Source organism: Rubritepida flocculans DSM 14296 (genome assembly GCF_000425365.1).
GTDB lineage: Bacteria > Pseudomonadota > Alphaproteobacteria > Acetobacterales > Acetobacteraceae > Roseococcus > Roseococcus flocculans.
The window spans coordinates 1-22,869 of sequence record NZ_AUDH01000037.1 but is presented as its reverse complement, the minus strand read 5'-3'; the positions used below and the strand labels follow the sequence as shown (position 1 = coordinate 22,869).

24 protein-coding genes and 2 pseudogenes are annotated in these 22,869 nt (G+C 74.1%); 10 read left to right on the top strand and 16 right to left on the bottom strand.

The annotated features are described in order from the left end of the window. The coding region (locus H596_RS0117385; protein ID WP_245584058.1) for an IS630 transposase-related protein at positions 1-250 on the bottom strand (250 nt) is incomplete at its 3' end. Between the two features lie 110 nt (positions 251-360). Between H596_RS0117385 and H596_RS0117380 the strand changes: the two genes are divergently transcribed. Further along, entirely contained in the window at positions 361-1,338 is a 978-nt protein-coding gene (locus H596_RS0117380) for a zinc-binding dehydrogenase (RefSeq protein ID WP_027285958.1), read from the top strand. 79 nt (positions 1,339-1,417) lie between these two features. Further along, entirely contained in the window at positions 1,418-1,633 is a 216-nt protein-coding gene (locus H596_RS0117375) for a hypothetical protein (RefSeq protein WP_027285957.1), read from the top strand. Positions 1,634-1,776: 143 nt separating this feature from the next. Here the strand turns inward: H596_RS0117375 and alaS are convergent, their stop codons facing one another. Further along, entirely contained in the window at positions 1,777-4,422 is a 2,646-nt protein-coding gene (gene alaS, locus H596_RS0117370) for an alanine--tRNA ligase (RefSeq protein WP_027285956.1), read from the bottom strand. Positions 4,423-4,581: 159 nt separating this feature from the next. On the opposite strand from alaS, the gene H596_RS0117365 reads away from it, so the two are divergent. Further along, entirely contained in the window at positions 4,582-5,559 is a 978-nt protein-coding gene (locus H596_RS0117365) for a Bug family tripartite tricarboxylate transporter substrate binding protein (RefSeq protein WP_027285955.1), read from the top strand. A gap of 73 nt (positions 5,560-5,632) precedes the next feature. Next, a complete protein-coding gene (locus H596_RS0117360) occupies positions 5,633-6,583 on the top strand; it encodes a Bug family tripartite tricarboxylate transporter substrate binding protein (RefSeq protein WP_027285954.1) in 951 nt (316 codons plus the stop codon). Between the two features lie 7 nt (positions 6,584-6,590). On the opposite strand, the gene H596_RS0117355 is transcribed toward H596_RS0117360, so the two are convergent. The 9 genes from H596_RS0117355 to H596_RS0117315 all read right to left on the bottom strand — a co-directional run bounded on the left by H596_RS0117355 (position 6,591) and on the right by H596_RS0117315 (position 12,877). Further along, positions 6,591-6,986, bottom strand: a complete 396-nt coding sequence (locus tag H596_RS0117355) for an AtzH-like domain-containing protein (RefSeq protein WP_027285953.1) — start codon at positions 6,984-6,986, stop codon at positions 6,591-6,593. Positions 6,987-6,993: 7 nt separating this feature from the next. Further along, positions 6,994-8,022, bottom strand: a complete 1,029-nt coding sequence (gene recA, locus H596_RS0117350) for a recombinase RecA (RefSeq protein ID WP_027285952.1) — start codon at positions 8,020-8,022, stop codon at positions 6,994-6,996. Positions 8,023-8,182: 160 nt separating this feature from the next. Further along, on the bottom strand, positions 8,183-9,601 hold the full coding sequence (locus H596_RS0117345; RefSeq protein WP_027285951.1) for a hybrid sensor histidine kinase/response regulator: 1,419 nt from the start codon (positions 9,599-9,601) through the stop codon (positions 8,183-8,185). Further along, entirely contained in the window at positions 9,598-10,656 is a 1,059-nt protein-coding gene (locus H596_RS0117340; protein WP_027285950.1) for an EscU/YscU/HrcU family type III secretion system export apparatus switch protein, read from the bottom strand. Before H596_RS0117340 ends, H596_RS0117345 begins: the two co-directional genes overlap by 4 nt. Before the next feature lie 3 nt (positions 10,657-10,659). Then, positions 10,660-11,442, bottom strand: coding sequence for a flagellar biosynthetic protein FliR (locus H596_RS22265; protein ID WP_245584057.1), 783 nt, complete (start codon positions 11,440-11,442; stop codon positions 10,660-10,662). Continuing rightward, complete coding sequence (locus H596_RS0117330; RefSeq protein ID WP_037301917.1) at positions 11,439-11,714, bottom strand: flagellar biosynthetic protein FliQ; 276 nt, start codon at positions 11,712-11,714, stop codon at positions 11,439-11,441. The genes H596_RS22265 and H596_RS0117330 overlap by 4 nt, the downstream gene beginning before the upstream one ends. 55 nt (positions 11,715-11,769) lie before the next feature. Next, positions 11,770-12,069: a flagellar hook-basal body complex protein FliE gene (locus H596_RS0117325; RefSeq protein WP_027285948.1), complete on the bottom strand. Its 300-nt coding sequence runs from the start codon at positions 12,067-12,069 to the stop codon at positions 11,770-11,772. Next, positions 12,069-12,476 carry a flagellar basal body rod protein FlgC gene (gene flgC / locus H596_RS0117320; RefSeq protein WP_027285947.1) on the bottom strand — a complete coding sequence of 136 codons (408 nt, stop codon included), beginning with the start codon at positions 12,474-12,476 and terminating at the stop codon, positions 12,069-12,071. Before flgC ends, H596_RS0117325 begins: the two co-directional genes overlap by 1 nt. A 14-nt stretch (positions 12,477-12,490) precedes the next feature. Next, entirely contained in the window at positions 12,491-12,877 is a 387-nt protein-coding gene (locus H596_RS0117315; protein WP_027285946.1) for a flagellar basal body rod protein FlgB, read from the bottom strand. A gap of 87 nt (positions 12,878-12,964) precedes the next feature. On the opposite strand from H596_RS0117315, the gene H596_RS23945 reads away from it, so the two are divergent. The 3 genes from H596_RS23945 to fliP are packed head-to-tail and all read left to right on the top strand — an operon-like array spanning position 12,965 to position 14,247. Continuing rightward, positions 12,965-13,225, top strand: coding sequence for a hypothetical protein (locus H596_RS23945; protein WP_027285945.1), 261 nt, complete (start codon positions 12,965-12,967; stop codon positions 13,223-13,225). Between the two features lie 36 nt (positions 13,226-13,261). Further along, entirely contained in the window at positions 13,262-13,528 is a 267-nt protein-coding gene (locus H596_RS23940; RefSeq protein ID WP_037301915.1) for a hypothetical protein, read from the top strand. Further along, entirely contained in the window at positions 13,525-14,247 is a 723-nt protein-coding gene (gene fliP, locus H596_RS0117300) for a flagellar type III secretion system pore protein FliP (protein ID WP_027285944.1), read from the top strand. The genes H596_RS23940 and fliP overlap by 4 nt, the downstream gene beginning before the upstream one ends. Here fliP and H596_RS22255 read toward each other — a convergent pair whose 3' ends face one another. Continuing rightward, positions 14,248-16,389, bottom strand: coding sequence for a ComEC/Rec2 family competence protein (locus H596_RS22255; RefSeq protein WP_051213329.1), 2,142 nt, complete (start codon positions 16,387-16,389; stop codon positions 14,248-14,250). Between the two features lie 56 nt (positions 16,390-16,445). Between H596_RS22255 and gltX the strand changes: the two genes are divergently transcribed. Further along, the gene (gene gltX / locus H596_RS0117290) at positions 16,446-17,855 is read left to right on the top strand and encodes a glutamate--tRNA ligase (RefSeq protein ID WP_027285943.1); all 1,410 of its coding nucleotides are present in this window, start codon (positions 16,446-16,448) and stop codon (positions 17,853-17,855) included. A gap of 6 nt (positions 17,856-17,861) precedes the next feature. On the opposite strand, the gene H596_RS22250 is transcribed toward gltX, so the two are convergent. Continuing rightward, positions 17,862-19,826 carry a methyl-accepting chemotaxis protein gene (locus tag H596_RS22250; RefSeq protein ID WP_051213327.1) on the bottom strand — a complete coding sequence of 655 codons (1,965 nt, stop codon included), beginning with the start codon at positions 19,824-19,826 and terminating at the stop codon, positions 17,862-17,864. 110 nt (positions 19,827-19,936) lie between these two features. Here H596_RS22250 and H596_RS0117280 point away from each other — a divergent pair, with 110 nt between their 5' ends. Continuing rightward, positions 19,937-21,289, top strand: a complete 1,353-nt coding sequence (locus tag H596_RS0117280) for an NAD(P)H-dependent oxidoreductase (RefSeq protein ID WP_027285942.1) — start codon at positions 19,937-19,939, stop codon at positions 21,287-21,289. A gap of 69 nt (positions 21,290-21,358) precedes the next feature. On the opposite strand, the gene H596_RS24720 is transcribed toward H596_RS0117280, so the two are convergent. The 3 genes and pseudogenes from H596_RS24720 to H596_RS22245 all read right to left on the bottom strand — a co-directional run bounded on the left by H596_RS24720 (position 21,359) and on the right by H596_RS22245 (position 22,415). Next, positions 21,359-21,742: an IS3 family transposase gene (locus H596_RS24720; RefSeq protein WP_084602964.1), complete on the bottom strand. Its 384-nt coding sequence runs from the start codon at positions 21,740-21,742 to the stop codon at positions 21,359-21,361. A gap of 125 nt (positions 21,743-21,867) precedes the next feature. Then, positions 21,868-22,095: pseudogene (locus H596_RS25000) on the bottom strand (transposase); the annotation flags it as partial. A 122-nt stretch (positions 22,096-22,217) separates the two neighbouring features. Continuing rightward, positions 22,218-22,415, bottom strand: coding sequence for a hypothetical protein (locus H596_RS22245; protein WP_037301913.1), 198 nt, complete (start codon positions 22,413-22,415; stop codon positions 22,218-22,220). Between the two features lie 326 nt (positions 22,416-22,741). Between H596_RS22245 and H596_RS24715 the strand changes: the two are divergent. After that, positions 22,742-22,869 (top strand): annotated as a pseudogene (locus tag H596_RS24715) (IS110 family transposase); the annotation flags it as partial.

The following is a 22,869-nucleotide window of genomic DNA, read 5'->3' as shown; positions in this document are numbered from 1 at the left end:
CGGGCCTGGCGCGCAGATGCGCCAGCAGCGCCGCCTCATGCCCGGCCAGCACCGCCTTGCGCCGCGCGCCACCACGCGCCGAAGCGGTGGTCGCCCCCGTCGCCGCACGGCGCGCCAGCGCCTTGTAGATGTAGGAGATGCTCACCCGGAACAGCGGCGCCCCCTCGCGCACGCGCAGTCCGCCGTCCACCGCCGCCAACACGCGCTCACGCAGATCCTGCGAATATGCCTGGCCAGATCGCCATGTCATCGCTGCCTCCGGTTTCAGCTCCGGAGACCGATGAATCACACATCAGCGCCGTGCCGGAATCCCCGATCGCGATTCCGGTCGATGTGAAATGGCTCTAGGGAAACGCCCGCATGAAAGCCGCCGTCGTCACCGGGCAGGGCCTCGTCGTGAAGGAGGTGCCCGAGCCGAAGCCCGGGCCCGAGCAGGTGCTGATCCGCCTGCGCGCCATCGGGCTGAACCGCGCCGATCTGGGCGTGGCGGCCGGGCACAAGCACGGCGCCATCGGCGGGCCGGGCGCCATCCCGGGGCTGGAGGGCGCGGGCGAGGTGGTGGAGGTGGGGGCCGAGGTGCCGCAGGCCATCCGGCCCGGCATGCGCGTGATGGCCTCGCTCCCCGCCTCCTACGCCGAATACGCGCTGGCCGACTGGGGGCGCGTCACGCCCCTGCCCGAGGCCAACATGTCCTGGGAGGTGGCGGCGAGCCTGCCCATCGCGCTGCAGACCATGCACGACGCGGTGGTGACGCATGGCCTGTGCAAGCCAGGCAGCGCCATCATGATCCAGGGCGCCTCCTCGGGCGTCGGGCTGATGGGGCTGCAGATCGCGCGGCTGATGGGGGCCTCGGTCGTCGTCGGCAGCTCGACCAACCCGCAGAGGCGCGCGCGGCTGGCCGAGTTCGGCGCCACCCTCGCCGTGGACACGAAGGACCCCGGCTGGGTCGCGCAGGTGCTGGAAGCGACCGGCGGGCGCGGCGTGGACGCGGTGGTGGACATGGTCTCGGGCCCGCTCGTCTCGCAGACGCTCGCGGCGACGGCCATCCTCGGGCGGATCGTCAATGTCGGGCGGCTGGGCGGGATGAAGGCGGAGTTCGACTTCGACCTGCACGCCGCGCGCCGCATCAGCTACATCGGCGTCACCTTCCGCACCCGCAGCGTGGCGGAGGTGCGCGAGATCGTCCGCCGCATGCGCGAGGATCTCTGGGCGCCGCTCTCCGAGGGCCGGCTGCGCCTGCCCATCGATCGCGTCTTCCCCCTCGAGGAGGTGAACGCCGCGCTGGCCCACATGAAGGCCAACGCGCATTTCGGGAAGATCGTGATGGTCACGGGTTGAGGGAGGCCGCCGCGTCGCCTAGCATGCCTGTTCATGGGGAGGGCGCGCCCGTCCCTCCCCCCGAACCAGGAGCGCGGCCGTGCATCTGACCAACCTCCTGGCCTTTTTCGGACTGTGGCTGGCGGCGGGCGGGCTGGTCTATGGCGCGCAGCGCCGGGCCTTCCGGCGGATCCAGGACCGCTCGGCCCAGAGCATGGGGCGGGGCGGCGAAATCTTCGTCTCCGCCCTCGCCGGGCTGATTCTCGCCATGGTGGCCATGGTGGCCGCCACCTTCGTCTATCACGGGCTGCGGTAGGGCGGGCGTTCAGACCCGCGGCCGCTTGCTTCGACCCGTGCGGCAGCGGCGCAGCCGCTGGCACGCCATTGTTCTGGCACGCCGCCGCCCCACCGGGCCCCAACCCGGCGCGCGCGATACGTCCGGCGTGACCGCCGGCCCTATCAGCCCGCCAGCACCGCGCGCACCGCCGCCAGCGCCTCGGCCGCCTTCGCGGCCTCGGGACCGCCGGCCTGGGCCATGTCCGGCCGGCCGCCGCCGCCCTTGCCGCCCACCGCCGCCGCCGCCGCGCGCACCAGCGCCACGGCGTCCGCCCGGCCCCGGGCGGCCTCGCCCACGCCCACCACGATGCTGGCCTTGCCGCCCTCGGTGGAGACGAGCGCGGCCACATCGGCGCTGCCCGATTTCAGGATGGCCTCGGCCAGGCCCTTGAGGTCGCGCGCCGGCACCTCGCCCAGTTCGCGCAGCGCCACGCGCAGCCCGCCCAGCGTCTCGACCTCCGCGGCCGCGCCGCCGGTGGCGAGCTTCCTGCGCGTCTCCGCCAGTTCGCGCTCCAGCTTGCGGCGCTCCTCGATCAGCGCGGCGATGCGGGCGGGGAGTTCGGCGGGGCTCGCCTTCAGCGCGGCCGCGGCCTCGCGCAGCAGCCGCGCCTCCTCCTCCACCACGGCGAGCGCGGCCGCGCCCGTCACCGCCTCCACGCGGCGCACGCCGGCGCTCACCGCGCCCTCGCCGATCAGGCGGAACAGCCCGATGTCGCCCGTCCGGCGCACATGGGTGCCGCCGCAGAGCTCGATGGAGTAGTGGCCGCCGCGCGCCGTGGCCGCCTCGTCGCGCCCCATGGCGACGACGCGCACCTCCTCGCCGTATTTCTCGCCGAACAGGGCCATCGCCCCCTCGGCCACCGCGGCCTCAGGCGTCATCAGCCGCGTCGTCACCTCGGCGTTCTCGCGGATGCGGGCGTTCACCTCGGCCTCGACCCAGGCGAGATCCTCGGGCGTCATGGGCGTGGGCTGGCTCACGTCGAAACGCAGCCGGTCGGGCGCCACCAGGCTGCCCTTCTGCGCCACATGGGCGCCGAGGCGCCGGCGCAGCGCCTCGTGCAGCAGATGCGTCGCCGAATGGTGCGCGCGGATGGCGCCGCGCCGCGCGTGGTCCACCTCCGCCACCACGGGCATGCCCACGCGGATGTCGCCGTGCTCGACCACGCCCAGATGCACGAAGAGGTCGCCGAGCTTCTTCTGCGTGTCGCGCACGCGGATCACGGCCTCGCCCGCGCGGATCACGCCGGCATCGCCCACCTGGCCGCCGCTTTCGCCGTAGAAGGGCGTCTGGTTGAGGATCACCGCCACCTCGCGGCCCTGGCTGGCGCTGTCCACGCTTGCGCCATCGGCCACGATGGCGGCGATGGCACCCTCGGCCCGCTCGGTGCTGTAGCCCAGGAACTCGGTGGCGCCGAGCTTTTCCTTCAGGTCGAACCAGAGGCTTTCCGTCGCCGCCTCGCCGCTGCCGGCCCAGGCGGCGCGGGCGCGGCGGCGCTGCTCGGCCATCGCGGCCTCGAAGCCGGCCACGTCCACCGCCCGGCCCTCGGCGCGCAGCGCGTCCTGCGTCAGGTCGAGCGGGAAGCCATAGGTGTCGTAGAGGCGGAAGGCGACCTCGCCGGGCAGGGCCTCGCCGTCGCCGAGCTTCCCCTTCTCCGCCTCCAGCAGGTGCAGCCCGCGCTCCAGCAGCGAGCGGAAGCGCGTCTCCTCGAGCTTCAGCGTCTCGGCGATCAGCGCCGCGGCGCGCGAGAGCTCGGGATAGGCCGCGGCCATCTGCCGCTCGAGCACGGGGAAGAGGCGATGGAGCAGCGGCTCCGCGGCCCCCATCATGTGCGCATGGCGCATGGCGCGGCGCAGGATGCGGCGCAGCACATAGCCGCGCCCCTCGTTGGAAGGCAGCACGCCGTCCGCGATGAGGAAGGCGCCGGCGCGCAGATGGTCGGCCACCACGCGGTGGCTGGCGCGGAAGCGGCCGTCGGGCTCCTGGCCGGTGAGATGCGCGCTCTCGAGGATGATCGCGCGGAAGGTGTCGGTGTCGTAGTTGTCGTGCTTGCCCTGGAGGATGGCGGCGAAGCGCTCGAGCCCCATGCCCGTATCGATCGAGGGCCGGGGCAGCGGGTGGCGCACGCCCTTGGGCTCCTCCAGGAACTGCATGAAGACGAGGTTCCAGATCTCGATGAAGCGGTCCCCGTCCGCATCGGCGCTGCCGGGCGGGCCGCCGGGGATTCCCTCGCCGTGGTCGTAGAAGATTTCCGAACACGGGCCGCAGGGGCCGGTGTCGCCCATCCGCCAGAAATTGTCGTCGGTCGGGATGCGGATGATCTTCGAGTCCGGCAGCCCCGCGATCTTCCGCCAGTGGGCCGCCGCCTCCTCGTCCTCGCTGAAGACGGTGACCAGCAGCCGCTCCTTCGGCAGGGCGAAGTCCTTCGTCAGCAGCTCCCAGGCGTAGGCGATGGCCTGCTCCTTGAAGTAGTCGCCGAAGGAGAAATTGCCCAGCATCTCGAAGAAGGTGTGGTGCCGGGCGGTGTAGCCCACATTGTCCAGGTCGTTGTGCTTGCCGCCCGCGCGCACGCATTTCTGCGCCGTGGTGGCGCGGCTGTAGGGGCGGTGCTCCAGCCCGGTGAAGACGTTCTTGAACTGCACCATGCCGGAGTTCGCGAACATCAGCGTGGGGTCGTTGCGCGGGACCAGGGGGCTCGACTCCACGATCTGGTGCCCGTTGCGCGCGAAATAGCCGAGGAAGGTCGCGCGGATGTCGTTGCTGCTGCTCATGGAAGGCCCGGTGCGGAATGACCGGCTGGCATTACCGCGCCGCGACACCCCCCTCAAGGGCGGCACGCGCATTGCTTCGCCGGGCGGCGGGGGGCCAGACTGGCGCGCGCGCCGCGCGCCTGCCCATGCCCCATGCAGACCGAGGAGGCACACCGCCCGATGTTCCGTCGCCGCACGCTTCTCGCCGCGCCCGCCGCGCTGGCCGCCGCCCCCGCCCTCGCCCAGGGCGGGGCCTGGCCCTCGCGCGGGCCGATCCGGCTGATCTCCACCTTCCCGCCCGGCGGCTTCGCCGACACCATGGCGCGGCTGCTGGCGGCGGAGCTCGGCCCGCGCATCGGCCAGTCGGTGGTGGTGGAGAACCGGGTGGGCGCGGGCGGCACCATCGGCGCCCAGGCCGCCGCCCAGGCCGCGCCCGACGGCTACACGCTGGTGATGAGCCACTCCTCGCCCTTCGGCGTGGCTTCGGGCACCTATCCCAACCTGCCCTACAACGTGGTGGAGGATTTCACCCACCTCGCCCTTCTGGCCGAGAGCGCCAACCTGCTCATGGTGAAGGGCGACAGCCCGATCCGCACGCTCGCGGACTACATCGCCCTGGCGCGGCGGCAGTCGGTGCGCTTCGGCTCCTCCGGCGTGGGCAGCGGCACGCATCTGATGGGGGAGTATCTCTCCCGCCTCGCCAACCTGCCCAACCTCGAGCACATCCCCTATCGCGGCAGCGCGCCCGCCCTGCAGGATCTGCTCGCCGGGCGCATCGAGAGCATGTTCGACCCCATCACCACCAACACCCAGATGATCCGCGACCGGCAGCTTCATGTGCTGGCGCTCTCCACGCCGAACCGCATCCCGGCCTTCGCCGAAATCCCGACCTTCGCCGAGCAGGGCTTTCCGCAGCTCACCAACACCACCTGGGCGGGGCTGTCCGCGCCCAAGGGGCTGCCGGCCGAGATCGCCGCGCGGCTGACCGAGGCGGCGGTGGCCGCGATGGCCACGCCGGCGGTCGCGCAGCGCCTCGAGCAGCTCGCCAACTACGCGCCCAACCCGCCGGTGACGGGGGCCGCCTACGCCGCCTTCATCCGCGACTTCGCCGAGCGCTGGGGCGGGCTGGCGCGGCAGGCCGGCATCACGGCGAGCTGATGCGCCCGGCCAGGCGCCGGCATGATTGAGCCCGACGGGCGGCGCTGGCAGACTGGGCGCGGAGGAAACGCCCATGCTTCGCCGCCACCTGCCCGCCCTGCTGCTGGCGCCGGCCCTCGCGCGCGCTCAGTCCTGGCCGCAGCGCCCGGTGCGCGTCATCGTGCCCTTCCCGCCGGGCGGGTCGAACGACGTGATGGCGCGCCCCTTGGCCGAGAAGCTGCAGGCGCGCTTCGGCCAGCCCTTCGTGGTGGAGAACCGCCCCGGCGCGGGCGGCGCCATCGGCGCGGCCCAGGTGGCGCAGGCGCCGGCCGACGGGCACACGCTGATGGTCACCTCCTCCTCCTTCGCCGGCTCGGCGGTGGTGCAGCGCACGCCCTATGACGCGCTGACGGATTTCACCCCCGTCGCGCTGCTCGCGCGCTCGCCCTTCATCGTGCTGACGCACCTGAACTTCCCGCCGCGCGACATCCAGGGGCTCATCGCCCACGCGCGCGAGAACCCGGGGCGGGTGGATTACGGCAGCTCGGGCGCAGGCAGCATCGGCCATTTCGTGACCGAGATGCTGGCGCTGGCCGCCGGGCTGCGGCTCAACCACATCCCCTACCGCGGCATGGGGCCGGCGGTGACCGATCTGGTGACCGGGCACATCCAGCTTCTGATCACCACCATCGCCAGCGCCTCGGGCGTGGTGCGGGAGAACCGCGTGCGGCTGCTGGCCTGGACCGGCCCGGGCGCGCCGCCCGGCAGCCCCGCCGCGCCGCTGGTGCGCGAGGCCACGGGCCTCGACTACGAGGCGGCGATCTGGTGGGGGCTGCTGGCCCCGCGCGGCCTGCCCGCCGAGACCGCGGCCACGCTGAACGGGGCCGTGCAGGCGGCGCTCGCCGATCCCGCCATCGCCCGACTCTACGAGACGGAGGGCGCGACGCCCGCCCCGGGGCCCGCCTCGGAGTTCGCCGCCACCCTCGCGGGCGACATCGCGCGCTTCCGCGCCGTGGCGCAGGCGGCCGGGATCAGGGGGGAGTAGCCCGCCCTCACCAGGCCGGCGCGGCTTCGGTGACGCTGACCTGCGCCAGCACCACCTTCCAGCCCTGATCGGGGAAGCGCACCCATGTCTGGCTCTGGCGGGCAGGCTGGTCGCGCCCGCGCATGTCGAACTCGAGGTGCACGGTCGCGAAATCCCGCCCGAAGGTGGTGATCACCAGGCGCCGGCGGTTCAGCTTGATGCCGGGCCCGGGCGGGCGGCGCACGCGGTGGGCGTGGATCTCCTCGAAGCCGTAGCCGTTCTCATGCAGCGCGGCGCGGATCGCGAGCGGCGAGTTCCAGAAGGTCGCGTCCAGAACGGCCACGTCCTTCTCCACCAGCGCCTTCTCGTAGCGTTCGAAGAGGGCGCGGACCTCCTCCACCACCTCGGGGATGTTGATCTCCACCGCGGGGCTAGTCCTCGTCGCCGCCCTCGGCGCTGGCCAGCATGCTGTTCGCCACCTCGTTCGCCTGGCCGCGGATGCGCTTCTCGATCATCTCCGCCATGGCCGGGTTGTCGCGCAGGAACTGCTTCGCGTTCTCGCGCCCCTGGCCGATGCGCGTGCCGTCGCAGGAGAACCAGGCGCCCGACTTCTCCACCACGCCCGCCTTCACGCCGAGGTCGATGAGCTCGCCCACCTTCGAGATGCCCTCGCCGTAGAGGATGTCGAACTCCACCTGGCGGAAGGGCGGCGCCATCTTGTTCTTCACCACCTTCACCCGCGTCTGGTTGCCGATGGTGTCCTCGCGCTCCTTGATGGAGCCCACGCGGCGGATTTCCATCCGCACCGAGGCGTAGAACTTCAGCGCATTGCCGCCCGTCGTCGTCTCCGGGTTGCCGAACATGACGCCGATCTTGAGGCGGATCTGGTTGAGGAAGATCAGCAGGCAGTTGGAGCGGCTGACGGTGCCCGTGAGCTTGCGCAGCGCCTGGGACATGAGGCGCGCGTGCAGGCCCACATGGCTGTCGCCCATCTCGCCTTCCAGCTCGGCCTTGGGCACGAGCGCGGCGACACTGTCCACCACCAGCACGTCGATGGCGCCGGAGCGCACGAGGGTGTCGGCGATCTCGAGCGCCTGCTCGCCCGCGTCGGGCTGGGAGATCAGCAGGTTGTCCACATCCACGCCGAGCTTGCGGGCATAGCCCGGATCCAGCGCGTGCTCGGCGTCGATGAAGGCGCAGGTGCCGCCCTTCTTCTGCGCCTCGGCGATCACGTGCAGGGCGAGGGTGGTCTTGCCCGAGGATTCGGGGCCGTAGATCTCGACGATGCGCCCCTTGGGCAGGCCGCCGATGCCGAGCGCGAGATCGAGGCCGAGCGAGCCGGTGGAGATGACCTCGATGTCCTCGATCTGGCTCTTGGCCCCCATCCGCATGATGGAGCCCTTGCCGAAGGCGCGCTCGATCTGGCTGAGCGCGGCCTCGAGCGCCTTACCTTTTTCCATCCTGGGAACCCTTCGGCGTGTTGCTGTTTCACTATGTGCCACCGTGGGTTGAGTCGCAAGCGCGCCGCCGCCCAACCGGGCCGCAAGGCGGCTTGCCGCATCGGGTCGTGACAACCCGGCCAGCGCGATGCGGGCGGCATGCCATGCGATGCCGCCTGTCTCAGCCCCGGGCAAGCGCCTCGGCCACCGCGGCGCAGAGCGCCTCGGGCGCGAAGGGTTTGGCGAGGAAGCGGAACCCCTCGCGCGCCGGCGCGCCCGCCGCGGTGGCGGCGGAATAGCCCGAGAGCAGCAGCACCGGCAGGCCGGGGATGACCTCCCGCGCCGCGCGGGCGAGGCCGAGCCCGTCCAGCCCGGGCATGGCCACGTCGCTCACCAGCAGGCCCGGGCGCAGCCCCTGCTGCAGCCGCTCCAGCGCCTCCTCGGCCTCGGCGCAGGCGATCACCTCATGCCCCGCCTGGCGCAGCGCCAGCGCGGCGACGCGCAGCAGCAGCGGCTCGTCGTCCACCAGCAGCACGGGGCCGGGGGCGGGGTCGGGGGCGGGCGCGGCGGGCGGCGAAGGGGGCGCCGGCGCCTCCGCCGCCTCGTCGCGCGGCAGCAGGATGCGGAACACCGTGCCGCCCTCGGGCGGGCAGCGCACGGAAATCCGCCCGCCGAACTGGCCGACGATGCCCTGCACCGTGGCGAGGCCAAGCCCCGTGCCCCCCTGCTCCAGCCGCGTGGTGAAGAAGGGCTCGAAGATGCGCTCGCGGATTTCGGGCGGGATGCCGGGGCCGTCATCGGCCACCTCGAGCGTCACATAGCGGCCGGGCGGCAGGCCCTGGCCCTCGGGCTCGCCCCCCAGCAGCAGGGCGCGGCCGGTGGACAGGCGCAGCCTGCCCCGCCCGCCCATGGCCTCGCGCGCATTGACCGCGAGGTTGATGATGACGCGCGACCACTCGCTGGGGTCCACCCGCACATGGCGCGCGGGCTCCTCCAGCGCGGTCTCGATCGCGATGCCGGGGCCGAGCAGCCGCGGCAGCAGCGCCAGCGCCTCACGCACCGTCTCGTTCAGCGCCACGCGCCGGGGCGCGAGCACCTGCTGGCGCGCGAAGGCCAGCATCTGGCGCACCAGCGCCGCGCCGCGCCCCGCCGCGGCCTCGATGGCCGCGAGCTCCTCCTGCGCGGCCTCGCCGGGCGCAAGGGGGCGCAGCGCCACCGCCGCGCCGAGGATGATGCCGAGCAGGTTGTTGAAGTCATGCGCCACCCCGCCGGCGAGCCGGCCCAGCGTGGCGAGACGTTCCGCCTCCTCCACCCCCGGCGGCTGCCACAGCAGCAGCACCCCGGGCGGGGCGGGGCGCAGGGTCAGCTCGCCGCCCTGGGGGGGCGCGAGCCGCCCCGCCTCGCCCGCCAGCGCGGCGGCGAGCGCGGCTTCGGCCTCCGGCAGCCGGGCGAGCAGCGATTCGCCGGGCAGCCAGGGGCGCACCCCGCCCAGCCCGCGCCGGAAGCCGGCATTGGCCGCGACCAGCGCGCCCGCGCCGTCGAGCAGCGCCGCCGGCTGCGGCAGCGCGGCGAGCAGCGCCTCCACCCCGGGCGCGCTCATAGCCCGGCCCCGCGGCGCATGACGAAGGCGATGATGCGCGCCACCGCCTCCCAGTGTTCGGGGGGGATTTCGGTGTCGAGATCGAGCCGGTGCAGGGCGCGCGCCAGGGGCGGGTCGGAGACGATGGGCACGCCCGCCTCCCGCGCCGCCTCGCGGATCCGTGCCGCCATCGCGTCCACCCCCTTCGCGACCACCTTCGGCGCGGCGGATTGCCCCGCCTCGTAGGCGAGCGCAACGGCATAGTGCGTGGGGTTGGTGATCACCACCGCCGCGCGCGGCACCGCGGCCATCATGCGCTGCCGGCCCTTCGCTTCGCGCAACTGCCGCAGCCGGGCGCGGATGGTGGGGTCGCCCTCGCTCTCCTTCATCTCCTCCTTGATCTCCTGGCGCGTCATCCGCAGGCGCTGGAGGAAGCGGAAGCGCACCAGCAGCACATCCAGCCCCGCGAGCAGCGCGAAGACCGCCAGCGTGGCCGCCGCGAGCCGCAGCGCCCCCTGCCCCGCCGCCGCCAGCAGCGCCCCGGGCGGCGCCTCCATCAGCACGGCGAGGCCGGGCAAATCCCGGGCCACGAACCACAGCGCCGCCCCCACCGTGACGAGCTTGAGCAGCGTGCGCAGGAATTCGAGCAGCCCCTCCGTCCCGAACAGCCGCGAGAAGCCCGACATGGGCGAAATCTTGGAAAGGCTCGGCTCCAGCCCCTTGGTGGTGATCGCCCCGCGCGTCTGCAGCAGCGTCGCCGCCACCGCCCCCAGCGCCGCCGCCCCCGCCACCGGCCAGGCGAGGGAGAGGAACAGCGAGGCCCAGTCGCGCAGCACCAGAACGGGATCGCGCAGCACGCCCTGCGCCAGGGTTCCCGCCAGCGCGGCGGCGAGCCGCCGCCCCTCGCCCGGCAGCACCAGCGCCGCGGCCAGCATGGCCGAGAGCAGGGCGGCGAAGCCCACCGCCTCGCGCGAGAGGGGAACCTGGCCTTCCTTGCGCGCCTTCTCGATCTTGCGCGGCGAGGCGGGTTCAGTGGCTTCGCCGCCGCCGCCCTCGTCCTCCGCCTCCTCGGCCATGGTTCAGCCCGCCCCGGGCAGCCGCGCGAGCCCCTCGCCCGTCGCGCGCCACCAGGCGGCGAGCAGCGAGGGCAGCAGCACCATCAGCAGCAGGAAGCCGCCCAGGATCTGCGCCGGCGCGGCCACCACGAAGACCTGCGCCTGCGGCGCGAGCCGCGCCATCAGGCCGAGCGCCGCGTTGAACAGGATGGCGGCGGCCACGAAGGGCGCGGCGAGCTGCATCGCCACCAGCAGCAGCGCCGCCGCGGCCCCGGCCAGGGCCTCCGCCGCCGGCCCCGCGGGCAGCCCGCCGCCCGCGGGCAGCACGGCATAGCTCGCGGCCAGCGCACGCAGCGGAACCTCGTAGAGGCCGGTGGCGAGGAACAGCGAGGCGGTGGCGAGGCCGAGCAGCCGCGCCGGCGCCGTCACCGTGGCGCCCTGGAGCTGGTCGCCCTGCAACGGCGAGGCAAGGCCGATCATCAGCGCGATCACCTGCCCCGCCTGGGCCAGCGCGAGGGCGAGGAAGCGCGCGAGCAGCCCGATCCAGAGACCCAGCAGCAGCTCCCCCGCCACCAGGAGGGCGAGCGGCCCCACCTCGGCGGGCATGGGCGGCAGGCCGGGCGCCAGGGCGGGCAGCAGCGCGAGCGCGACCAGCAGCCCGAGGCTCAGGCGCAGCGTGGGCGGGATTTCCATTTCGCCGAGGCCCGGCAGCAGCATCACCGCCGCGCCCATGCGGCAGAACACCAGCACCGCATGGAAGGCGAGCGCGGGCAGCGCCGCCAGCAGCGCCTCATCCCCCGGGCTCACGGCGCGCCGCCCACCGCCACCACCTGGTCGAACAGCACCCCCGCCCAGCCGCGCAACACCCCGCCCATGAAGGGGCCGAGCACCACGAGAATGCCGACCATGGCCGCAAGCTTGGGCAGGAAGGCGAGCGTCGCCTCCTGGATCTGCGTCAGCGCCTGGATCAGCGAGACGGTGAGGCCGATGGCCAGCACCAGGAGAAGCGGCGGGCCGGCGAGCTGCAGCGCCACCCACAGCGCCTCGCGCATCGCCATCGCCGTGGCGGTCTCGATCATCGGCGGCTCCCTCGCGTTTTGCGGGGCGCGGACGATCCGGCCGGGCGCCGCCCGGTCAGATCGGCATGCGCATCACGTCCTGGTAGGCGGTGATCACGCGGTCGCGCACCGCGGTCGCGGTCTGCAGCGCGATCTCGGCGCGGGAGACGGCGAGCACCACCTCCGTCACGCCGCCCTGCCCGGTCAGCGCCGCCTGGGAGGCGGCGTCCGCCGCGCGCCCCGCGCCGATCGCGCCCTGCACGGCGCGCTGCAGGGCCTCGCCGAAACCGGCGCCCTGCCCCACGGCCTCGCCCAGCCCCTGGGCGGCGCGATAGGCGGCCGCAGCCCCGGCCGCGGCGAGCACGGGCGCGACCATCAGCGCAGCGCCTCGATGGCGCGCATCAGCATGCCGCGCGTGGTCTCGAGCACCGCGAGATTCGCGTTGTAGCTGCGGTTGGCCTCGCGCATGTCCATGTTCTCCACCAGGCTGTCCACATTGGGCGTCTTGACGTAGCCGCGCGCATCGGCCGCCGGGTGCGAGGGCTCGAAGCGTTCGGGAAAGGGGCGGTCATCGGTGCCGATGCGCGCCACGCGCACCGTCTCCACGCCGAGGGCGCGGTCGAGCCGCGTGGCGAAGGTGATGGTCTTGCGCCGGTAGGGATCCGCCCCGGGCGTCTGGCCCATGCTGTCCCGGTTGGCGATGTTCTCGGCGACGATGCGCAGCCGGGCGGACTGCGCCGAGAGCCCGGCGGCGGAAATGGCGAGCGCGCGGTCGAGATCCATCCCTCTCCTCCTCCTCAGGGCCGGCCCAGCGCGGCGCGGAACAGGCCGAGATATTTGCGGTGCAGGCCCATGGCGAGCGCATGGGCCTGGTCCGTCTCGGCGATGCGCAGCGCCTGCTCCTCGATGGAGACGGCGTTGCCGTCGGGCGTGCGCTCGCGGATGCGGGCGGCCACCTCGCCGGGGCCGAGCCCCGCGGGGGTGATGTGCCGCGCATCCGTCACCGCCACGCCGGGGGCGGCGCGGCGGCGGGCCAGCACCTCGGCGAAGGGCATGAGATCGCGCGGGCGGAAGCCCGGCGTGTCCGCGTTCGCGACGTTCTGCGCCAGCAGCCGCTGCCGGGCGTCGAGCCAGGCGAGGCGGCGTTCCGCGAGGGCGATGGGGCCGGTGCCGATCACGTCCATGCGCCGGAGCCTCGCCCCGCATCGGTGAAGGAAAGGTGAAGCCGCGCGGAGAGGAAGCGTTAACCCCGCCCCGGGCAGGATTTGCCCATGCCCCGCCCCGCCCCGCCCGATGTCGAAATCCTCGCCACCCTGGCGGCCATCGATTCCCTGCAAGGCACGCTGGCCCTCGCCCGCGCCCTGGTGGAGGCCGGGCGCGCGGTGGATCTCACCGGGCTCGACCGCGAGGCCGCGCGCCTCTGCGCCGCCCTCGCCTGCCTGCCCGAGGGCGCGGGGACGCGGCTGCGCGCGCCCCTGCACGGGCTGACGCAGGAGCTGGACCGGCTGAGCGCCACGCTCACCGCCGCCTGACCCCCTTCCCCCCACGCGATGGCAGGAGGCCTCGCCATGACACCGCTCGACACACCCAGGCTGCTGGAGGCCGGCGCGGCCCTGGCCGCCGTGCTGCTGCTGCTCTGGGGCGCGGCGAAGCTGCTGGAGCGGCGCGGCGCGCTGCCGCGCCCGAACGCGCGGCTCGGCGTCGCCGCCGCCTGCGCCCTCGATTCCCGCCGGCGCCTGCTCCTCATCCGCTGCGACGGGCGCGAGGGGCTGCTGCTCACCGGCCCCGCGGGCGACCAGTTCCTGGGCTGGCTGCCGGAGGGGGCGCGGCCGTGAGGGCGCCCGGCCTTCTCCTCGCGCTGCTGCTCGCCGCGGGGCCGGCGGCGGCGCAATCCGTCTCCATAGACCTCGGCGCCGCCGGCCAGCCGGGCGCGACCGCCCGGCTCGTGCAGCTCACCGCGCTGATCGGGCTGCTCTCGCTCGCGCCCTCGCTGCTGGTGATGGCCACCGCCTTCACGCGCATCGTCATCGTGCTCGCGCTGCTGCGCACGGCCATCGGCGCGCAGGGGGTGCCGCCCAACCCGGTGCTGATCGGCCTTGCGCTCTTCCTCAGCTTCTTCGTGATGCAGCCGGTGCTGGAGGCCTCCTGGACGCAGGGCATCCTGCCGATGACGGAGGGGCGGATGGGCGAGATGGAGGGCCTCGCCGCCGCGGCCGAGCCCTTCCGGCGCTTCATGGCGGCCAATGTGCGCGAGAGCGACCTCGCCCTCTTCCTCGACCTCGCGCAGCTTCCCGCCAGCACGCCGGCCGAGGCGCCCTGGCGCGCGCTGATGCCCGCCTTCCTGGTGACGGAGCTGCGCCGCGCCTTCGAGATCGGCTTCCTGCTCTTCCTGCCCTTTTTGGTGATCGACATGGTGGTGGCGTCCATCCTCATGTCGCTCGGCATGATGATGCTGCCGCCCTCGGTGGTCTCGCTGCCCTTCAAGCTGATCTTCTTCGTGCTGGTGGATGGCTGGTCGCTGCTGGCGGCGAGCCTGGTGCAGGGCTTCCAGTGATCATTCCGTCGGCGCGGGCGGCAGCACCGCCTCGCCGCGCGGGAGGGGGCGCGGCGGCACCCAGGGTCGCTCGCCGCGATGCGCGCGGTCCGAGAGCACCCGCGCGCCGGCGCCGGTGAGCCAGACCGCGTGCGCGCCGTCGCGCCAGAGCGCGAAGCGGTCCACCAACTGGCTGCCGGGGCAGCCGCCGCGCAGCGGCTCGGGCGCGAGGATCACCGCCACCGCCCCGCACGCCTCCGGCGGGGCGCGCAGGGGCGGCGCGCGCTGGCCGCGGCGCGGCGGGGCGGGGCGCAGCAGCAGCACCCGCGCGGCCCCCGTCGCGTCGTGCAGCGTGCAGGCCTCGGGCGTGCAGCGGATGCGCCCGCCCGCGGCCTCGCCCTCCGCGGGCAGCGCCTCGCCCTCCTCGTCGCCCTGGCTGCGCAGCCAGAGCTCGCGCGTGAAGCGCGAGGCGCCGGGCCGGCGCTCGACATGGAGCTCCCCCTCCACCGCGAAGGCGAAGAGCCGTCCATCGGCCGCGGCCAGCGCATCGGGCGGGCGCGCCAGGCCCCAGGCCAGCAGCCCCGCGCCCAGCAGCGGAAGCCCCCAGAGCCGCCAGCCCGTCCGCCAGAGGCAGAGCCACAGCAGGCCGAGGCTCGCGAGCCCCAGCCCCCAGCCCGGCAGCGGCGCGAGCGTGGCCGCCGCCCCGGGCCAGGACGCCACCTCCCGCGCCACGAGCAGGATGCCCTCCACCCCGCGCCCCATCAGCCAGAGCGGAAGCGCCTCGAGCCCGAGCGGCATGAGCGCCAGCGCCAGCATCCCCGAGGGCATCACCAGCACCGAGGTGAGCGGCACCGCCAGCGCATTGGCCGCGACGCCATAGAGCTGCACCCGCCCGAAATGATGCAGCCCGTAGGGCGTGGTCGCGAGCCCCGCGACCAGCGAGGTCAGCGCCGTGCCCAGCACCGCCGCCACCGGCAGCCACCACCAGGGCCGCGCCGCTTCGCCCCGCGCCAGCACGGGCCGCAGCCGCTCCCAGACCGCGATCAGCGCCAGCACGGCCGCAAAGCTCATCTGGAAGGAAGGGCCCATCAGCGCGAAGGGGTGCAGCGCCAGCACCGCCGCGGCGGCGAAGGCCAGCACGCGCGGGCTGAAGGCGCGCCGGCCCGTCAGCAGCGCGAGCGTCACCAGCGCCGCCATGGCGAAGCTGCGCTGCATCGGGATCTGCGCGCCGGTGAGCACCATGTAGAAGCCGCCCGCCGCCAGCGCGGCCAGCGCCGCCCAGGGCCGCGTGCCGAAGCGCAGCGCGAAGCCGGGCCAGAGCGCGAGCCCCGCGCGCACCACGAAAAAGGAGACGCCCATCACGATGGCGATGTGCAGCCCCGAGACGGAGAGCAGGTGCACAAGGCCCGAATCGCGCATCGCCTCCATGTCCGCGCGCGCGATCGCGCTCTGCCCGCCCGTCAGCAGCGCGGCGGCGATGGCCCCCGCCCCTCCGGGCACGGCGGCGATCACCCGCGCCTCGATCGCCGCCCGCCAGCCGGCCAGCGGCGGCGCCCGCGCCCCCTCGCCGAGGATCTCGGCCGGGCCGAGCGCGAAGCCCGAGGCGCCCAGCCCCTCGAAGAAGGCGGCGCGCTGGAAATCCCAGGCGCCGGGATAGGCGGGGGCCGAGGGCGCGCGCAGCAGCGTGCGCAGCCGCACCGTATCGCCGGGCTGCGGCCGCACCGGATCGTTCGCGCGCAGCCGCACACGGATCAGCCGGGGCGTGGGCGCCATCGCCTCGTCCCAGCGCGCGCCGGAGAGGGTGAGGCGCACGCCCTCGGGGAGCAGATCCGTCTCGGCCACCACCCCGGTCAGCACCACCGCCCCGCGCGGGGGGTCGAGCGGCGGGGGGGCGCGGGCGGCGTGGAACAGGCAGAGCGCGACGCCGAGCCCCGCCGCCGCCACCAGCCCCAGCGCCCAGCCGCCGACCAGGCTGCGCCGCGCGAGCCACAGCGCCGCCGGCAGCGGCGCGAGCGCCGGCAGCGCCCACCAGAGCGGCGGCTCGAAGCGGAGCTGGAAGTAGAGAAGGATCCCCGCGCCCATCGCCACCGGCAGCCAGAGCGCGAGCCGCCCCTGCTCGGCCGCAAGGCGGCGCGCGATCCAGGAGGGCTGCGGCGGCTGCATCGCCCGGCAACTGGCCCACCCCTGCGCGGCGCGCAAGCCGCGTGGTAGAGGGGGCCATGTCCGTCCGCACCCGCTTCGCCCCCTCGCCCACCGGCTTCCTGCACATCGGCGGCGCGCGCACCGCGCTGTTCAACCAGCTCTTCGCCCGCCGCCATGGCGGGCAATACCTGCTGCGCATCGAGGACACCGACCGCACGCGCAGCACCCAGGAGGCGGTGGAACAGATCCTCGAGAGCCTCGCCTGGCTCGGCCTCAGCCCGGACGAGCCGCCCGTGTTCCAGTCGCAGCGCGCGGCCCGCCATGCCGAGGTGGCGCATCAGCTCCTCGCCGCCGGCCGCGCCTATCGCGCCTATGAGACGCCCGAGGAGCTGGCCGCGATGCGCGAGCGCGCGCTGGCCGAGAAGCGCCCGCCCCGCTACGACGGCTTCTGGCGCGACCGCGAGCCCGGCCCCGAGCAGGCGGGCAAGCCCTTCGCCATCCGCATCAAGGCCCCGCTGGAGGGCGAGACGGTGGTGGAGGACCTCGTCCAGGGCACGGTGCGCGTGAAGAACAGCGAACTGGATGACATGATCATCCTGCGCTCGGACGGCACGCCCACCTATCTGCACGCGGTGGTGGTGGACGACCACGACATGGCCATCACCCACGTCATCCGCGGCGACGACCACCTGACCAACACCTTCCGCCAGTGCATGGTCTATGACGCGATGGGCTGGCGGCGGCCGCATTTCGCGCACATCCCGCTGATCCACGGCGCGGATGGCGCGAAGCTCTCCAAGCGGCACGGCGCGGTCTCGGTGCTCGAGTTCCGCGAACAGGGCTTCCTGCCCGAGGCGGTGTGCAACTACCTGCTGCGCCTCGGCTGGGGCCATGGCGACGAGGAGATCATTCCCCGCGCGCGGGCCGAGCGGCTCTTCGACATCGCCGATGTCGGCCGCGCCGCCGCGCGCATGGACTACGCGAAGCTGACGCACTTCAACGGCGTCTATCTGCGCCAGGCCGACCCCGAGGCGCTGCTGCCCGAGGTGATGCGCCGCCTCGCGCGCGGGCGGCTCGATTTCGGCACGGAGAAGGCCGCGCGGGTGCGCGCCCTGCTGCCCGCGCTGCAGGAGCGCGCGAAGACGCTGGCGGAGCTGGCCGAGAGCGCCGCCTTCGCCGTGCTGGACGGCGCGCCCGCGCCCGACGCCAAGGCCGCCGCCCTGCTCACCCCCGAGGCGCGGGCGCGGCTCGCGGACCTCGCGGAGTTCCTCTCCGCCCTGCCCGACTGGAACCGCGCCGACCTCGAACACTGGCTGCGCGACTACGCCGAGGTGAAAGGCGTGAAGCTGAAGGAGGTGGCGCAGCCGCTGCGCGTGGCGCTGACCGGCAGCACCACCTCGCCGCCCATCGACGTGACGCTGGAGGCGCTGGGCCGGGGCGAGGCGCTGGCGCGCATCCTGGCGGCGGCGGAGGCGCCGGCGGCGTAACGCGCTTCAGCCCGCCCTGAGCCGGGCGATGAGGCGGCCGACCTCGTCGCGCAGCCCCTCGCCCTGGCGGCGCACCTCGGCTGCATCCTCTCCCACGCCGCGGGCGGCGGCGAGGGTTTCGCCCACATCGCCCACCACCCGGGCGGCGCCGGCCGAGGCGGTCTGCGACTGCTCGGCCGCCTCCTGCACGGCGCGCGCGATCTCGCGCGTGGCCGCGCCCTGCTCCTCGACCGCGGCGGCGATGGTCGTCGCCACGCCATCGAGGCGCTGGATGGTTTGGGCGATGGCGCGCACCGGCTGCACCGAGGCCCCGGTGGCCGACTGCATGGCGGCGATCTGGGCGGCGATCTCCTCCGTGGCCTTGGCGGTCTGCGCGGCGAGGTTCTTCACCTCCGAGGCCACCACCGCGAAGCCCTTGCCCGCCTCGCCGGCCCGCGCCGCCTCGATGGTGGCGTTGAGCGCGAGAAGGTTCGTCTGCCCCGCGATGTCGTTGATGAGCCGCACCACGTCGCCGATCTTGCTCGCGGCCTCGGCCAGTTCCTGCACCGTGCCGTCCATCGCGCGGGACTGCTCGGTGGCCTCGTTGGTCACCGCCGCGGCCTCGGCCACCTGGCGGCTGATTTCGGTGGTGGAGGCGGCGAGCTCCTCAGTGGCGGAGGCGACGGTGCGGACATTCGCGGCCGCACCGTCCACGCCCTGGGCGGTGTCGCGCGCGGCCTCGCCGCTGCGCGCGGCGACCTCGCCCAGCCGGCCGCCGGCCTCGGTCAGCCGAGCGGCGGCGGCGGCGAGCCCGCCTGCGATGCCCGCGAGCGAGGCCTCGACCTCACCCGCAAGGGCGAGGGTGGCGGCGCGGCGGTTCTCCTCCTCCCGCGCCGCCGCAGCGGCGGCCTGCGCGCGCAGCCCCTCGGCCTCGACGAGGCCCTGGCGGAACACTTCCACCGTGCGCGCCATCGCGCCGATCTCGTCGCCGCGCGCGGCGCCCGGAACCTCCGCGGCGAGATCTCCGCGCGCCATCGCCTCCATGCGCGCCGTCAGCGCGCGCACCGGCCGCGCCACCGAGCGCGCGACGAGCAGGCCGAACAGCGCGGCGAGCAGCAGCAGGCCGAGGCCGGTGATCAGCACGAAGCGCAGCGCCTCGGCCCGCGCCGCGGCGGCCGCGCCCATGTCGGCGGAGAGCTCCACCACGCCGATCGGCTGGCCGGCGAAATCGCGCAGCGGGAAGGCCGTCACTATCAGGGAGCGACCGGCGGTCTCCGCCTCGGCGCGCAGCGCCTGCCCGCCCATGACGGCGCGGCGCTGCGCATCCCCCAGCAGGCCGCCCGGCGCACCCTGGAGCGTGCTGCCGATGGGCTCGAACCCCTGCTCGGTGGCGCGCAGGATGGCCAGATCGAGCCCCAGCGCGGTGCGGAAGCGCGCCAGCATCTCGGGGGTGAGATTCAGCGCCACGTCCACCACGCCGAGCACCCGCCCCTCCTGCCGAATGGGGGCCACGCCGAACAGGCTCACGTCGCGCAGCCCGCGCTCCAGACCCGTCTGCAGCGTGCCGGTGCGGATCGCCTCCGTCACCGTGCGCCGACGCGCCGAGAGGTCGTCCCCATGCTGGTTCGGCTGCCAGACGCGCAGGAAGGCGGTGGCCGGCGGTGCATGGACGTTGAGGCGCTTGCCCGAGGGAGCGAGGGCGCGCTGGCTCGGCGCCAGCGCCGCGAGCAGCGCCGCGCGATCGCCGCGCGCCACGGCCTCGACCACCACGGGCATGGCGGCGAGCGTCTCGGCCAGCGTCGCCACCTCGCGCACCTCGGCCTGCAAGGCGGCGGAGAAGCCGGCCTCGGCGTGGGCCAGGGTCGCTTCCGTCTGGGCGGTGATGGCGGCCTCGTTCTTGATGTGCACCACGAAGCCGAAGCCCGCGCAGGCGAGCAGCGCGATGAGCGAACAGGCGGCGGCGATCCGGCGGCCGAGGGAGAGCGGGCGCATGGGCATTTCCGTATGGTTGGCGCGGCCAGGCTCGCACCGCGAACACTAAGGAAAGCCTGACGCCGGCCGGGAATCTGGCCAGCCGGCCCCGCCGCGTTACACTCCCCGCCATGAACCTCTCCCGCCTCCTCGACGCCCGCGCCGCCGCGGGCCGGCCCATCCGCGTCGGCGTCATCGGCGCGGGCAAGTTCGGCGCCATGTTCCTCGCCATGGCCGCGCGCCGGCCGGGCATCCATGTCGCCGCCATCGCCGATCTCTCGCCCGCCCGCGCGCGCGCGAACCTCGCGCGCATCGGCTGGGAGGCGGAGCGCGCGGCCGCCCCCTCGCTCGACGCGGCGCTCGCCAGCGGCGCCACCTTCCTCACCGAGGATGCGGCCTGCGTGAACGATCCGCGCATCGAGGTGGTGGTGGAGAGCACCGGCCACCCCGCCGCCGGCATCGCGCATGCGCTGGCCGCCATCGCGGCCGGCCAGCATGTGGTGATGGTGAACGTGGAGGCCGATGTGCTGGCGGGCCCGCTCATCGCGCGGCGCGCCGCGGCGGCGGGCGTGGTGTACTCCATGGCCTATGGCGACCAGCCCGCCCTGGTCTCTGAGCTCGTGGACACGATCCGCGCCATGGGCCTGCCCGTGGTGGCCGCCGGCAAGGGCACGAAATACCTGCCCCGCTATCACGAGAGCACGCCCGAGACGGTCTGGGGCTTCTACGGGCTCACGCCCGAGCAGGCGGCCGCGGGGGGGATGAACCCGCAGATGTTCAACTCCTTCCTCGACGGCACCAAGAGCGCCATCGAGATGGCCGCCATCGCCAACGCCACCGGCCTTGCCCCGCCCGAGGACGGGCTGCTCTTTCCCGCCTGCGGCGTGCAGGATCTGCCGCATCTGCTGCGCCCCGCCGCCGAGGGCGGGCTGCTGCCGCGCAAGGGCATGGTGGAGGTGATCAGCTCGCTGGAGCGCGACGGCCGGCCCGTGGCGGGCGATCTGCGCTGGGGCGTCTATGCCGTCTTCGAGGGCGAGACCGACTACATCCGCCGCTGCTTCGGCGAATACGGCGTGCGGACGGACGAATCCGGCCGCTACGCCGCGCTCTGGCGGCCCTATCACCTGATCGGCCTCGAACTCGGCGTGAGCGTGGCGAGTGTCGCGCTGCGGCGCGAGCCGACGGGCAGCGCCGAGGCCTGGCGCGCCGACGCCGCCGCCACCGCGAAGCGCGACCTCAGGGCGGGCGAAATCCTGGATGGCGAGGGTGGGGCGATGGTCTGGGGCAAATGCATCCCCGCCGCGCGCAGCCTGCGCGAGAACGCGCTGCCCATCGGCCTCGCCCACGGCGTGCGGCTGCTGCGTGACATCCCGAAGGGCGCGCTGCTGCGGCAATCCGATGTGGCGCTGGATGCGACGCTCGAGGCGGTGCGGCTGCGCCGCGAGATGGAGGAAGAGGCCCGGCCCCTGTTGGCCGCCGCCTGACGCGGCTAGAGCCATTTCACGTCGACCGGAATCGCGATCGGGGATTCGGGCACGGCGCTGATGTGTGATTCATCGACCTCCGGAGCTGGAACCGAAGGCGGCGATGACGTGGCGATCTGGCCAGGCGTATTCGCAGGATCTGCATGAGCGCGTGTTGGCGGCTGTAGACGGCGGACTGCGAGGGCGCGAGGTGGCGCCGCTGTTCCGGGTGAGTATCTCCCATGCGCGTGGCCTGGCCCCGCGCATCAGCCGCGCCACCCGCTTGCGAGCCACGACCGTGCCCTCGGCCCGCAGCTCGGCATGCACCCGCGGCGCCCCGTTGGTGCCGTGCGAGGCGGCATGGATCGTGCGGATCCGGCGCAGCAGCGCCGCGTCGCTTGTGGCATGGGCCGAAGCCGGGCGGCGCCGCCATGCGTCATAGCCGGAGGCCGAGACCCGCAGCACGCGGGCCATGACACGGATGAGGAATTCGGCTTGGGTAGCGCGCTCATGAATTCGAAGACCCGGCGGGGTCTTGTCCCGCGCGGTATACGTCCGACGGCCACCGCCTTTGCCAAGATATCGCGCTCCTGGCGCAGGCGGTGGTTCTCACGGCGAAGCTTCGTCAGCTCCTCTCGCTCGGGACTGGTCACGCCGCCGTCCTTCCGAACGCCGCCGTCGCGCTCGGCCTGCCGCACCCAGTTCCAGATCGTCTGCGCCGTCGGCTCGAACTCGCGGGACAGTTCTTCGGGCGTTCGTCCCGATCGGACCAACTCCACCATCCGCCGCCGGAACTCCGGCGGGTAGGGCACCCTGAATTTCGGCATCTCAGACACCTCCGTCTCAAGCCTCGGGGTGTCCACGAAACCGGGTCGACTCCAACCGCGGCCATGAGTCGGCTGCGCGCTTCGGGCGTCAGGCGGTCAACCATCCCGCCGCGGCGGCGCGCCTAACTGGCCAGTCCGGCCAGCGTCGCCTTGCGCTTCGCTTCGAACTCCCCGGCGGCTTCCTCGAAGGGCCGCGCCGGGTTCGCGAGCGGTCGCACCATCGTCAGGGACGGCTTGCGCCGGACATGGTAGCCGCCCTTCATGGCGGCGAGCCATCCGGCCATGCCTTGCGCGGCGAGGCCGCGCTCGGCCCGATCCACCTTTTCGGGCGAAGGGTCCGTATGCCGGCCCAAAGCGACGTGGCGACCGTCGGTGCCGAGGACGATCCAGCGGGTTTCGAGAGCGGGGCGTTCCGTGTCAGTTACCCACCGGCGGTCCCGACCCGCCGTGGATGAAACTGTGGCACTGTGGTTTGGCTGGTGGCGAGGTCGGCATGGTGATGGTTCGCCAGAGCCCGCGTATCAGTTGGACCCGGAAGGCCCCGAGCACCCTCGCTTGCGCCAAGGGCGGCGACGCCTGGGAGCGCGCTGTCTAGACTTCCCTTCTTGGGCCTTCTCCACCGGTCTTGGCAGAGGAGGAGAGAGCGATGGAAGTGCTGCATCCCCGCTGTGCGGGGCTTGATGTTCACAAGGACAGCGTGACGGCGGCGGTGCGGATAGCCGCGCCGGGCGGAGCCTCGGTCGAGGTGCGCTGCTTCGACACCACCACGCCGGG